We start from the raw sequence: 13,154 nt of genomic DNA, 5'->3' as shown, positions 1-13,154 counted from the left end.
TGGTAAAAAATCAGGATAAATTCAATTTTACGGCAATCCAGCGCCATAATTCCGGAATAAACAGATAACCGAGGTAGCATATTCCGGCTATGACCCCCAGGTAAATAATCAGGGTAATCCAGCCCCAGGTCCCTTCTGCCAGATTCTTAAAAAATCGGCGACGATTCCTGCGGTCATAATCACGACTGATTTCGTTGATTTTATCCTGCATATTTGTCGCACGCGCATCAGCTTTGTCTTTGATTGTGCGGACCTGCATGACCGAATCAAATTCCGGACACTGTGCCAGCCCGATAAACTGCCCCTCGGCGGTGCGTTTGACTTTGGCAGTCGTATTAATCACACCGGCTTTCACTCCCTGCTTGATCTGGGCAACCGTCATTTTGCTGACGATCGTTTTGCCGGCTGCGTTCTGATGTTGAATGAACCAGACTCGTTGCTCCACAACCTCTTTCTTGTTTTTGCTGGTTGATCGCTCCGCGTCTTTGGCAGACGAAACTTCATGCCCACTACTTCGCTTGGGAGCAGCCGCGGATGACACTTTGCTTTTGCCTTTGCGACGGACTCGTGGTGCTCCAGACGCAGCCTCACCATCGATAAAGCTTAACGACGGCGATTCCAATTCCATGTCTTCCAACAAAGACATAATCTCGGCACAATTCTTAAATCGATGATCCGGGTTTTTGGCCATCATCTTTTCAATTAACAGATCCAGTTTCTCGGGTACTTCCGGATTAAGCTTGCGGACGGACTCAAACTTCCCAGACTCCTTAGCCATGATCAGTTCCAGAGCCGTATCGCCACTGAATGGAAACTTGCCCGTCAGGAAGTTATAAAAAGTTCCCCCTAAGGCATAAATGTCCGTCCGATGATCGACATGCTTGGCATTCCTTGCCTGCTCGGGAGGCATATAAAGGGGCGTCCCCAGTCCCGTGCCACTTTGGGTCATTGAGTTATCTTCATCAACGGCTTTGGCAAGCCCCAGATCAGCTACCTTCACGACGCCTTTACTGGTCACCAAAATATTGTCGGGTTTGATATCGCGATGAATCAGTTTTGACTCATGTGCATGTGAAAGCGCATCCAGACAGGCCAGAATAATCAATGTGGCATCACCAATGGAAAGCTGTTTGAGCTCATCCATCCAGTCCTGCATGCTCTTGCCATCGATATATTCGATGGCAACATAATGAAATCCGTGATCCTCCCCGACAGCATAACAGCGGACCACATTGGGATGGTCAAGCTTGGCCATCGCTTTCGCTTCACGATAAAAACGCTCTACAAATTTCGGGTCGTTGGCGAACTTTTTCTTCAGAGTCTTGATCGCTACTTTACGATCCAGACTCTCCTGCTCGGCCAGATAGACATCGCCCATACCACCGGCACCCAGCTTGCGTTTCAGCCGAAACTCTCCCAGATGAGTAATCTTATTCGCGGATGATGCCCCTTTTTGAGGTGAGGCTTCTGATGAAGACATTGTTCCATTCTCCTGTTAAGCCCGCAGAAAAAAACCAGGTATTAATAAAGAATATAAGTGCAGAACTCACTTCAGCTTGCAGGATGTAGTAGAAATGAAATAATGAACCGGGGACAACGGAAACTCTGCCCCGGATTCGTAAAAACCTGCATCGCCCAGTATAAACAGAAGCCTCTAGAATAGCCATAATTTCCTGTCAAACCAGCGAAGAAATGCAACCGGTCTACCAGGTACATTCTTTCCCGGTCAACATCTTGTATGCTTCAAAGTATTTCTCGCGTGTTTTGGACACGATTTCTTCAGGCAGTGGAGGAGGCGGGCTGTTTTTATCCCACGTAGTCGTCTCCAGCCAGTCACGTACAAACTGTTTGTCCAGTGACAGTTGAGCCCCTCCCGGTTGATAGCGGTCGGCCGGCCAGAAACGAGAGCTGTCAGGTGTGAGAACTTCATCAATCAGAATCGGTTCGCCGTCCAGAATCCCAAATTCAAATTTTGTATCTGCCAGAATGATGCCTCGCTGCTGTGCGTATTCGGATCCCTGCTGATAAATCTGAATACTCAAGTCACGTAGTTTTTCTGCCAGTTCCTGACCGATGGCATCACTCATAGTCTGAAAGGAAACATTTTCATCGTGGCCTGTTTCCGCTTTGGTTGCCGGGGTAAAGAGTGGCTCTGGGAGCTGATCGCTTTGCTGCAGACCTTCCAGTAGATCGATTCCACAGACGGCGCCCGTCGCCAGATAATCTTTCCAGCCGGAACCGGAAAGATAACCGCGAACAACACATTCAAAGGGAATTACTTCTGTTTTTCGAACGACCATACAGCGACCGCTCAGCGCCTCCAGATCAGCATCATCGGGAAGTGGTACATCAGCCGGATTCATGCTCAGTAAATGATTGGAAACCGACTCAAATCGTTCAAACCAGAACCGACTGATCTGAGTTAATACCCGCCCTTTATCCGGAATGCCAGGGGACAAAATCCAGTCAAACGCACTGATACGATCTGTGGCGACAAACAGTAATCGGTCCCCAAAATCATACACATCTCGAACTTTACCCCGTTTGACGGGAATTCCGGAAAGCGAACTTTCAATAAGAGCTGCAGAAGCCATAAACGAAGACCACCATGATTAAAATCCAATGAATTTGAACACTGGAAGTTTACCGAGAAGCCGCCTGCTAAACAATTGACGACAAATCATAACCGACAAATCCCATACAAAATGAGTGATCGTCAGGTTCCTGCTTACTCAGTCACGTATCTCGTTACAATGTACATACATACGAGTCTACACTTGCCTGCGGCTCCTTAAACGCGATAATGGATGGTAAGGCCTGAAGTTAACAACTTTCTCAAAAAATCAGATAACGATTGCGACCCGTTTTATGGGCAACTTGCGTTTTTTAATTGCACCCTCACAACTACCTGAAGACTGGTCTGATCTTCATCGTGCTTATCTGAACGCTGTTGATGGTCGGGTTTTTCCCACGCGTGTTGAAGTGGACGGGAATCTGCTGACGTTTCGCCGACAGACCTCACAAAGCTGCAAATTGAATATAGTCTGGAAAATCACCGACTTCGGCCGACCTGTCATCAGAACAGCTTCCCTCTCAGAACGGGAAGAACCTTATGTTCTGCTCCTCGAGTTAGCCCGCGGAAAAATTTCCACACTCAAAGACCAACTCAGTGTTTGGCAAATCGCCGGTTTGAACATTCCTGAAGAACTCTGGAAACTACACGACGAAGCCTTCTCTGCGTTCTCGAAAGCTGCGGTTAACCAGGACAAACTGGAAGAATGCTCAGATCTGGCGGGAGTCGCTCTACAGAAAGCACATGCTGCAGCCGAAATGCTGGTGCAACTTTATGCGCGCCAGCGATTGATGATTCTGCATCAACGCGCACAATCTCTGAAACTGCCTGTGTCACTGGGCTGTAACCTGGGTGAGTTTGTCCCCAATTCACAGGAAACCCGGCAGATCTGCCAGGCCTTTGACGCCGCGAACACTGATCTGATTAACTGGAAATTGATCGAACAGTTTGAAGGAGATCAGAATTGGGATTTATGCGACCAGCAGGTTGACTGGTGCGAAAAGAACCATCTTCTGATTCGTGGCGGATGTCTGCTCGACTTTGCTCCACATGGTCTACCCGACTGGCTTGAGTCCTGGAAGCTGGATATGGTCAACTTCCAGAGCATCATTTCGCATTTCATCGAAACGGCCATCACGCGGTACACCGGCAGTATCCGGACCTGGACTCTGGTTTCCGCCATGAATACCGGCGGCGTGTTTGGCCTCAACGAAGAAACGCGCTTAACATTAACCGCACGGGCAATCGAAGTTGCCAAACAGACCGACGATTCCATTCAGTGCTTTATTCGGGTGGAACAACCGTGGGGCGACTATCTGGCTAAAGGCCAGCATCAGTTATCCCCCATGCAATTTGTGGATGCAATTGATCGGCTCGGCGTCGGCCTTTCCGGAATCGATCTTGAATTCAGTATTGGTTACTACCCCAATGGTTCCCATCACCATGATTTGCTGGATATCTCAAAACTGATTGATAAATGGAGTGCGCTCAATCTGCCTTTACATCTCACGCTGGCATTTCCCAGTGATGACTCGATCATCGATGAGAAAAACAAGAGCATATCTAAAGTACAAGCAGGCCAGTGGAAAACAGACTGGAGCGAAGCAGCCCAGGCGGAATGGATTGACCTGTATCTTCCCCTGCTTCTGGCTAAACCTGCTGTGACGGGCGTGTACTGGTCCCGTTTTCGAGATCAGGATGCACGTCGTTTTCCCCACTCGGGCTTGATCAACTCCGAAGGCCAGGCCAAACCCGCCTTGAAAACCATCACCAAGTATCACCAGCAGTACTGGCGATCCTGAATTCAGACTTTCCCGATCCGGTCAAAGCCGCTCTCAGTCGAAAATTAGCTGACTGCCTGCTAGTATGTAATTGCGTGAAGCATTGTTAATCCGAAAACCTGATCTCTCTTCAGGATGTTTTCACCACGTAAATTCCGACGGATTCGATTCCGTCTTCCCCCACTAATTGAAGGATTCTGAAATGGCTGCTGAAAGCAAAGTGCCTGAAGTTGGCAAACGTGCTCCTGCTTTTTATCTTCCCGCTTACCCCGAAGGAAAAATTCGCTTGAGCCAGTACAAGGGTGAGAAAAATGTGCTGCTTTATTTTTACCCCAAAGATAATACCCCAGGATGCACTACCGAATCCTGTGATTTTCGGGATCGAGTCGCCACATTCAAACGAAATGACACCGTGATTCTGGGGATCAGTCCCGACTCCGTCGCGTCACACGAAAAGTTCGCAACTAAGTTCGATCTCCCTTTCATCCTGCTCTCCGATGAAAACCATGAGATTGCCGAAAAGTACGGCGTGTGGGTTGAGAAGATGAACTACGGCAAAAAATACATGGGCATTCAGCGTTCCACTTTCCTGATTAATAAGGATGGAAAAATTGCTGCTGCCTGGCCGAAAGTCAAAGTCAAAGGGCACGCTGAAGAAGTCACAGAAGCTCTGAAAGAGCTCGACTGAATTCACTTTTACTCCGAATGGTTGGATTAACCAGCCATTCGGCGTTGTTCTGCAGGAAACTGGATAAACGGACCTACTGCTCCCTGTTGACTTCCATCCCACTCGTGGCTGTTCACCGACTCCAGCACTCGTTCTGCAATCTGCATCGCCTGAAGCGCCTGTGGGCCTCCGACCAGGGGCTCGGCTCCAGTTCGAATTGCTTCAACGAAACTGCTCAATTCAGCCGTTAATGCATCTGCCGAAGAAACATCGGGCGAATCGACTTTCAAAAATGTGCCAAACACATCCTGTTTCAACGCTTCAATGTTCGCGCCTGCTTTTCTTGCACGCTCCAGTGGCGGCGTTCCATAGAGCAGCGTTTCTGATGGTTGATACGAGGTCACTTCGCGACTGGTAAAGTCAACGGTCACACACCCCGAGGCACCCCAAATCTGCATATCCCGCTTGGCGGTAGGACAAATTCGGCTGGCAGTCAGGTCCGCGATACAGCCATTCTGGAAGCGTAAGCGAGCCTGAACAACATCTTCGTGCTCTCCCATGACTGAAACGCCAAAGGCTTCGACGCTTTTAACTTCTGAGTCAACAAGAGACAGCACAAGATCAATATCATGAATCAGCAAATCGTGAATCACGCCGATATCAGTAGATCGAAATGTATAAGGACTGACGCGTTCGCTGCGAATAAAACGTGGGTTCGCGCAACGCGCGAATGCTGCTTGCGTCGCAGGATTAAATCGCTCGACATGCCCTACCTGAAGCAAAGTGTTATGTGCTTCAGCAATCCGCACCAGTTCTTCTGCCTCCTCAAGATTACAGGCAATCGGTTTTTCCACCAGAACCGGAATGTTGCGGGATAAAAACTCACTGGCGATTGCCAGATGCACGTGAGTCGGAACGGCCAAAGAAACCGCATCAATTCCCTCGAACAATTCGCGATAATCGGCAACCCAGCGACTGCCATGCTGTTCGGCAACTGCCCGGCCTTGCTCCGGATTTGTATCCGCTACGGCTGAAAGATTCACTCCTTCCAGACCGGCTAAAATTCTGGCGTGATGACGTCCTAAGGCACCGACCCCGACTACAGCTACATTCATTAAACTCATGCTGCTCTCCGTGTTGAACTTTGTTCGCTTTCTTCAGGAACATATTTCGCATTGCGCGCTGCTTCTTCGCGGCCTCGGCCGGCTTTACTTCCTTGAATGGCTTCAAAATGGTTGAACAAGGTCTGCAATGCCATCGGCATCACCCCGTCCAGTTCCTGGCTGAAGATGTCTTTTACTTCATCCAGTTTCTTATTTTTTCGATAAAACAGTCGGTGTGCCCGGCGGATAACGGCAACAGAATTCTCAGAAATCCCTGCGCGTTGCATACCGACAATATTCACCGTCCGAACCCGGAAATCATCAGCACCGGTGCATATCATAAATGGAGGCACATCCACAGTCGCCCGTGCAGAACCACTGACAAAGGCCAACGTCCCCACAGTACAAAACTGATGCACGACGGTATTACCGGAAACAATCGCCCGATCATGCACATGCACATGGCCGCCAAGTAAGACGCCATTGACTAGTGTTACATCATCAAAAATCCGACAGTTATGCGCTACATGAGAGTTACAGAGAAATGTATTCCGGTTCCCGATACGAGTACGGTGATCCTCTTTTTCTGCGCCGCGATGAATGGTGCAACCTTCCCGAAACAGATTATCATCACCGATCTCTAATCTGGTGGGAGAATTCTTATATCCTGCATCCTGTGGCTCTGCACCAATGACCGATGTGGGAAAAAATCGATTTCGCTCTCCGATCGTGGTATGCCCGGTAATGGAAACATGACTTTGCAATACCGTCCCGCTTCCAATCGTTACATGAGGACCAACATGGCAAAATGGTCCGATCGTAACATCTTCCCCGATCTCCGCTTTAGGGTCGACATAGGAAAGATTTGATATATTTGTCGGCATGTTCGACATCCCTAAAAGTCTGCAGTCAATGACGTACCAGAGTGTGAATAAATGACTGCCATTCAGCAGCCGAAAATTGCAATGTCAGGCAACCTTCCATACTGTTTCAGACAGAGTGGAACGGTGCGTCGATTTAATTTTTTTGATTAACTCTCGATTTAAAGCATGCCCCGATTGATGCGCACTGAAATATCCATGCATGTCACATCCAATCAAGGCGAAGTCACCTAAACAATCTAATATTTTGTGACGAACACATTCATCAAGTGTTCGAAATTCATTTCCAACAGGTCCCTCTTGCCCCAGGACCAGTAAATCTTCTGCTGAAAGACGCTGACCGTATCCCAGTGCACGCATTGCTTCGACTTCCTCTTCCAGAACAAAAGTTCGTGAAAAAGCCAGTTGATTCATCCAGGTTTCAGGATTAATTTCCAGCGTCAAACACTGTGGCGTTACAGGCGAATCTTCACCGTAATTCAGATAATAACCAATCGCCAGAACCGACCGATTCAACGGTTTGGCCTGAATAAAGCTTCCCGATTCGTTTTCAACGGTTAGAGGCTGTTCGATACAAATCAATTCTCGCTGAAACGGTTGCTCAACGATGCCTGAATCCAGCAGAGCCAGAGACAATTCCTGTGAAGAACCGTCGAAACAAGGCGCTTCGGGAGCATTGATCTCGATGCGGCAATTATCGATTTGTAATCCCGCGAGTGCAGCCATGACGTGCTCGATCATTTCGACCGATGCATCCTGATATTCAATTGCAGTCCGTCTCTGTTTGAATACCGCATATTCAATTAAAGCCGGAATCGGTTTTGAACCAGCAAGGTCCGTTCGGACAAACTGAATTCCATGATTCTCCGGAGCCGGACAGAATCGAATTTTAACATCCGAGTTGGTAAAAATCCCAACCCCAGTACATTCTAATGATCTGGCCAGCGTTCTCTGATTTCGAGTTCGCATTGCCTACTCCTTCGATGACGGGATACTATCTGCTGCGCTGAAACAATCGCAAAAAGGATGCAGGCAGGTCGGAACACCTGCACTACATCCAAAGAGAGTGGTAACCAAGCATTCGGTTTAGCGATTAGTCGTACCCGGCGTTGGACGAGTTGTCGAACGAGTTGGAGCGGCAGAGGAACCACCTGAACTTGGCTTATAGCTTCGGTTCAGATAATCCAGAACAGACAGCGTAATGTCATCATCGGCACGGTGATAAACAACCTGACGATTCATGCCTTGAATCAGTTTCTTGGGATCATCGGTATCGAGGTTTTCACGATTAAACCGCATGATCAAAGTGTAGTTGTAGATCTTGGCATACTTCTTGACGGTGTCTGTCACTTCCATATAAATGGTGTGATAGATGCGTGACTCTTTTCGCAGGAAGTCGCGCTGTGCTACTTTACGAAATGCTTCAAAGTCTGAAGCGGCCTGGGCCAACTGTTTTTCGCGAGCCAGATACTCGGGACTACCCTGTTTGAAGTCCTGCATTTCTTTCTGCACAGCTTGGATCTTTTCAGCCATTGCCTTGGCTTTGGCATCACTTTGCTGAATCTCTGCTTTCAATTCTTCACGCAGAGCGGTGAATTTTGTGTAGTTTTTGAACACATGGGCCATGTCGATCAGACCGACTTTGTGTTCCACTGATTTTGCATTTGTCGATGCTGTGCCTTGTGCTGACGCTGTTTCAGTCAAACAGGCAAAACAACCGGCGATAGCAATAACCGTAGCTGATGTAATTAATTTTTTCACGACCGAAGCACTCCTTTGCAGAATGGACCACTCTCCGTAGTGGCAATCAAACGAAATTAGATTTTTCTTGATTTGGTGACGAATTTGATCCCAGCCTCTAATACACAAATTCTTGATCAAACTCTATTGGAAATGTTGCTTTGTCTTGTATGGCGCTGAGGAAATCATGTCATATGAAACCTGCTGACCATACTGAGAGAACGATAATTTTGCATAGTTTGGATTTTACGTCAATACGAAAAACCGGGCTTTGTCATGCTAATTTCTCAGGAATCGATACATAACAAATTATTTCACACATTTTTTGATCAATTCGACAAGCCGCAAACAAAACTATCGGATTCAATGTTATTTTTTTGGGCTTGCCTTAAATTTCTAATTCTATTATTAAACGGCTCTCTTTCATAATCTCTATCGCTACCTACCCCCTCATTCGAATCCATTTCGACTCGTGATTCAAAAACAATTCTGTTTACTCAATCACCTTCGACTCCACAATTAATACCTTACAAATGGGCTGTTTAAAGTCAGCACGGAGGCTTATTCCATGTGTTCGCTAGACCGCTGGATCCTGACACCTTTATTAATTACAGGGCTGCTACTCTGCCTTGCTGATGACGTTGATGCAAAAAAACGGACATTTCCCTACGAAGCCGTCGTCAATGCGGAAGAAGCTCTGGTAAGAAGCGGCAATGGACGCCGCTATTATCCCACGCTCAAACTCAAACGAGGCAGCCGTGTCACCGTACATCGGCACGATCCGGGTGGCTGGTTCATGATTACGCCCCCCCAAGGGAGCTTCAGCTGGATTCGTGCTGAATATGTGCAGAAAGCAGCCGGCAATCGTGGTCGAGTCACAGAAAACGGAGTCGTAGTACGTGTCGGAAGTGCCTTTGGTGATTCGCGCGATGTAGAACAGATTCGGCTCTCCAAAAATGATGAAGTGACTGTTCTGGGAACGAAAAATGTCCCGACAGAATTCGGCAACGTCCTCATGTATCAGATCAAGCCACCAACGGGTGAATGGCGCTGGGTAGAAGGACATCTGCTGGTTCCCACTAATCAATATCAACCCGGACAAACTCCACCCACCCCCGTCGATTCACCGCTCGCTACGAATGAAACTGATCCGTTTACTCAAAACATCACAAAAAATGAAGCTCCTGCACCACAACAGGAAATGATTAAAACCCCCACCGACGGCTCTGCACGTCGCAGCGTTCCGGAAGAAGAACAGATTGCCGCCGCCAAACAGGCCATCAAAACCATCGATACCCAATTCCGTTCCATGATCGAAGCCGAACCAACGGCATGGGATTTGAATGCCTTAGAACAGGACTACAAAACCCTGCAGCAGGAGATCAAACACCCTGCGATCGCCAGTAAAATTGACTTGAGGCTGGACGCTGTTACTCGCTATCGAAAAGTACAGGCAGAATATCAGGACTTCCTGAAATTGGCAGAAGAGACCAGCAAACGAGACGCCGAACTCGTCTCCATGGCTCCCGATCAGAACAAAACCAGCCGCTATCCTGCCCCTGAAATGACGACACCAGGATCAGAATCCCTGATCCCACCAACTCCCGAACCGTCCTCACAACCAGTAACACCAAGCCAACCAGTCACTCCGCTGCCTCAACCCAGCGCGCCGACACCAACGATTCCTCAACCACAGACAACACCACAACCCTCGCAACCGGCTCAACCGCGGTTCTCGGGAGCTGGCATTGTCCGCCGCTTACGAGCCCCCCGACAGGGAATGCCAACCCATGCATTGGTTGCTCCCAATGGTCAGTTCCTCGCTTATTTACAGCCGGTTTCACCACAAATCAATCTGGATGCCGCAGTAGGACATCCCATGGGCGTCACCGGTAAACGCTGGTTCCGCTCTGATTTACGCGGCGACTACATCCTGGTCGAATCCATGATGCCGGTCCGTCTGCAAGCGGCTCCGGTCCCCAATCGATAAACAGACATCAATGCCATACATAAAAAAGCCCTCTGTTCCTTGTGAGCAGAGGGCTTTTATTTTTTTATTAAATCGAAAGAGAAGCTTACATCATCTCTTCGGTACCAGCGGCTTTCTCGACATCCTCTTCGCTGACTTTACCTGATCCCTTGGGATCATCTTTGAACAGAATCATAAAGATGACCATAATCACAAAGGCGGCCGCCGTCGGAATGATCCAGAATTCTTTCCAGGTCTGAAGTTTCGCGGCTCCTTCACCGATCACGATCGCATTGATTAAGTTTCCACTAATCAAGGCACCAACCAGCATCCCCACCCCTTGTGTCGCCAGAACAAGAAACCCTTGTGCCTGGGCTCGAATAGCAGGACCCGCTTTCTGATCAACATAAATTTGTCCTGTCACAAAGAAGAAGTCGTAACAGATTCCGTGCAACAAAATCCCACAAATAATCATCCAGGCAACACCGTCAGAAGCACCTGCTGCGAACAATGCATAACGGACAACCCAGGCAAACATGCCGAATAACAGCATCCGTTTGACGCCCAGAAACTTAAAGAAGATTGGCATCAATACCATAAACAGTACTTCGGACATCTGCCCGAACGACATTTTAAATGCCGGATTCGTGATTCCCGCATCAGCCACAAATACTGGTGCATAAGCATAATAAGCGGCTAGTGGAATACAGATAAGTAAGGAACTCGCCATAAACACGAGGAATGAACGATCCTTTAATAAAGCCAGCGAGTCTAACCCCAAAATGTCGCGAACAGAAATGGCCTTCCCCTTCGAAGGTGGCGGCGTGTGAGGCAGCGTTAAGCTGTAAAGACCCATCAAGACACCAGCCCCACCCGCAACGAGCAACGGCTTCGATGTCATATCTGCTCCCATCACCTTACTGACGATGATGTTAGCCACAATCCACCCCAATGTTCCAAATACACGTACTAAAGGGAACCAGACTTCCTGATTCTTTAAGTGAGAGAATGCAATCGTATTCGTCAGCCCCAATGTTGGCATGTAACATAACATGTGTAACAACAGCAATAAAATGAACGTCTTACTGCCTTCACCATTTTCGCCGACAACACTCGGTGCCATATAAAGCACCGCGCCTCCGATAATCATCAGCACCGCCAGCACGCGTTCCGAGGAAAAGAAACGGTCAGCCACCATCCCCAGCACGAACGGCGAGACAATCGCGGCAATGGGCCCCACGGTATAAGCCCAATAGATGGCATCCCCCATCCCGTTGGCCCCCATGTAGTTACCCACGGTAACATACCAGGCCCCCCACACGAAGAACTCCAGGAACATCATGATGGAAAGTCGAATACCAATAGATAATGGCGATTGCTGTGATGACATAGTGGGCGGGCCCTTCTCCTGATCTGTTGTTTTATCACGTTCAATGAAACTGTAGCGACTCTTGATTTTCTTCCAGGCTTCATCAGCCGTCGAGACACTACTAAGAACCCGAAATCGGGCTGAGTACGGAGCCTTTCGGATTTTGATCGTTACGATCATGTCCCGAATTCACAAATCAGGCAAGTATAAAGAGATCCACTCCCACGAATTTCTCTTGAATGTTCGGCAGTAACAGTCCCAGTTTCGTCCCACGAACCACCTGATAAAGCATCAAACAGTCCCCGTTCCACTTCAATATGGCCGCTTCTCGACAACACAGCCACCTTATTCCACTCAAATAAAGCCGCTACTCTACAATGATCTTCGTATCAATGCCAAAAACGATCACACCGTATCCCCTTTAATAGAAGACATTTATCGCCCCTGGACCACAAAATATACTATTTACCCAGATTTTCTAAATTATTTATATTTACACACAAAAGCCAGGCGATACAATCCATTCAACCCGAATAATCGTTATAATCGGCACAGGCGGAACTCACTCTCATCTCACTCTCAATAAAACCGCCACCACTTACTGAGAGGTCAAACATGAATCTGTTAAAAACATTCTGGAGTGAGGAAGCTGGTTTAGTCATGTCTGCTGAACTGGTCATGCTGGGAACCGTGGGTGTCCTTGGGGCCACCGTAGGGCTCAGTGCTGCTTCCACCGCCATCAACGATGAAATGGTGGAATTCAGCCACGCTATCCGAAGTCTGGATCAAAGTTATCATATTGAAGGCCACAAAAGCTGCCGTGCCTGGACCGCTGGTTCTTCGTACCGCCAGCAGGATGTGGCTGTTTCCCTCGCCGACCTCTGTGGCCAAACTGAGCAGGCAGAACAGGCTGCTGAGAAAGAAACCGTCATCAAACGCAAAGCACCTCCGAAATCAAAAGAGTTGCGAAAAAAGCTGAAAGCGAAAAAGAAAAAGGCCAAACAAAAACAGAACAAGAAAAATGAAGCCTGATTCATCTGGTTGCTAAGCAATTCCAGATAACAAATAAAAA

11 protein-coding genes are annotated in these 13,154 nt (G+C 48.2%); 4 read left to right on the top strand and 7 right to left on the bottom strand.

Annotated features, from left to right (window positions below; translation table 11 throughout):
* Positions 1 to 10: 10 nt before the first annotated feature.
* The gene (locus Enr17x_RS03720; RefSeq protein WP_145305987.1) at positions 11 to 1,480 is read right to left on the bottom strand and encodes a serine/threonine protein kinase; all 1,470 of its coding nucleotides are present in this window, start codon (positions 1,478 to 1,480) and stop codon (positions 11 to 13) included.
* A gap of 223 nt (positions 1,481 to 1,703) precedes the next feature.
* Positions 1,704 to 2,594 carry a phosphoribosylaminoimidazolesuccinocarboxamide synthase gene (locus Enr17x_RS03715; RefSeq protein WP_145305985.1) on the bottom strand — a complete coding sequence of 297 codons (891 nt, stop codon included), beginning with the start codon at positions 2,592 to 2,594 and terminating at the stop codon, positions 1,704 to 1,706.
* Positions 2,595 to 2,868: 274 nt separating this feature from the next.
* On the opposite strand from Enr17x_RS03715, the gene Enr17x_RS03710 reads away from it, so the two are divergent.
* Both Enr17x_RS03710 and bcp read left to right on the top strand, forming a co-directional pair.
* Positions 2,869 to 4,374 carry an endo-1,4-beta-xylanase gene (locus Enr17x_RS03710; RefSeq protein WP_145305983.1) on the top strand — a complete coding sequence of 502 codons (1,506 nt, stop codon included), beginning with the start codon at positions 2,869 to 2,871 and terminating at the stop codon, positions 4,372 to 4,374.
* A gap of 181 nt (positions 4,375 to 4,555) precedes the next feature.
* Positions 4,556 to 5,041, top strand: a complete 486-nt coding sequence (gene bcp, locus Enr17x_RS03705) for a thioredoxin-dependent thiol peroxidase (RefSeq protein ID WP_198000952.1) — start codon at positions 4,556 to 4,558, stop codon at positions 5,039 to 5,041.
* A gap of 26 nt (positions 5,042 to 5,067) precedes the next feature.
* On the opposite strand, the gene Enr17x_RS03700 is transcribed toward bcp, so the two are convergent.
* The 4 genes from Enr17x_RS03700 to Enr17x_RS03685 all read right to left on the bottom strand — a co-directional run bounded on the left by Enr17x_RS03700 (position 5,068) and on the right by Enr17x_RS03685 (position 8,765).
* On the bottom strand, positions 5,068 to 6,144 hold the full coding sequence (locus tag Enr17x_RS03700) for a Gfo/Idh/MocA family protein (RefSeq protein ID WP_145305981.1): 1,077 nt from the start codon (positions 6,142 to 6,144) through the stop codon (positions 5,068 to 5,070).
* On the bottom strand, positions 6,141 to 7,007 hold the full coding sequence (gene lpxA, locus Enr17x_RS03695) for an acyl-ACP--UDP-N-acetylglucosamine O-acyltransferase (RefSeq protein WP_232100938.1): 867 nt from the start codon (positions 7,005 to 7,007) through the stop codon (positions 6,141 to 6,143). Before lpxA ends, Enr17x_RS03700 begins: the two co-directional genes overlap by 4 nt.
* Positions 7,008 to 7,091: 84 nt before the next feature.
* On the bottom strand, positions 7,092 to 7,973 hold the full coding sequence (gene lpxC, locus Enr17x_RS03690) for a UDP-3-O-acyl-N-acetylglucosamine deacetylase (protein ID WP_145305978.1): 882 nt from the start codon (positions 7,971 to 7,973) through the stop codon (positions 7,092 to 7,094).
* Between the two features lie 117 nt (positions 7,974 to 8,090).
* Positions 8,091 to 8,765, bottom strand: coding sequence for an OmpH family outer membrane protein (locus Enr17x_RS03685; protein WP_232100937.1), 675 nt, complete (start codon positions 8,763 to 8,765; stop codon positions 8,091 to 8,093).
* Positions 8,766 to 9,312: 547 nt separating this feature from the next.
* On the opposite strand from Enr17x_RS03685, the gene Enr17x_RS03680 reads away from it, so the two are divergent.
* Entirely contained in the window at positions 9,313 to 10,734 is a 1,422-nt protein-coding gene (locus Enr17x_RS03680; protein WP_145305976.1) for a hypothetical protein, read from the top strand.
* 85 nt (positions 10,735 to 10,819) lie between these two features.
* Here Enr17x_RS03680 and Enr17x_RS03675 read toward each other — a convergent pair whose 3' ends face one another.
* Entirely contained in the window at positions 10,820 to 12,103 is a 1,284-nt protein-coding gene (locus tag Enr17x_RS03675; RefSeq protein ID WP_145313897.1) for a nucleoside permease, read from the bottom strand.
* Positions 12,104 to 12,697: 594 nt separating this feature from the next.
* Here Enr17x_RS03675 and Enr17x_RS03670 point away from each other — a divergent pair.
* Complete coding sequence (locus Enr17x_RS03670; protein ID WP_145305974.1) at positions 12,698 to 13,114, top strand: hypothetical protein; 417 nt, start codon at positions 12,698 to 12,700, stop codon at positions 13,112 to 13,114.
* Positions 13,115 to 13,154: the final 40 nt, after the last annotated feature.

Origin of the sequence: Gimesia fumaroli (assembly GCF_007754425.1) — a bacterium.
Taxonomy (GTDB): domain Bacteria; phylum Planctomycetota; class Planctomycetia; order Planctomycetales; family Planctomycetaceae; genus Gimesia; species Gimesia fumaroli.
The sequence above is the reverse complement of the archived record's forward strand: the minus strand, read 5'-3'. Positions and strand labels throughout refer to the sequence as shown.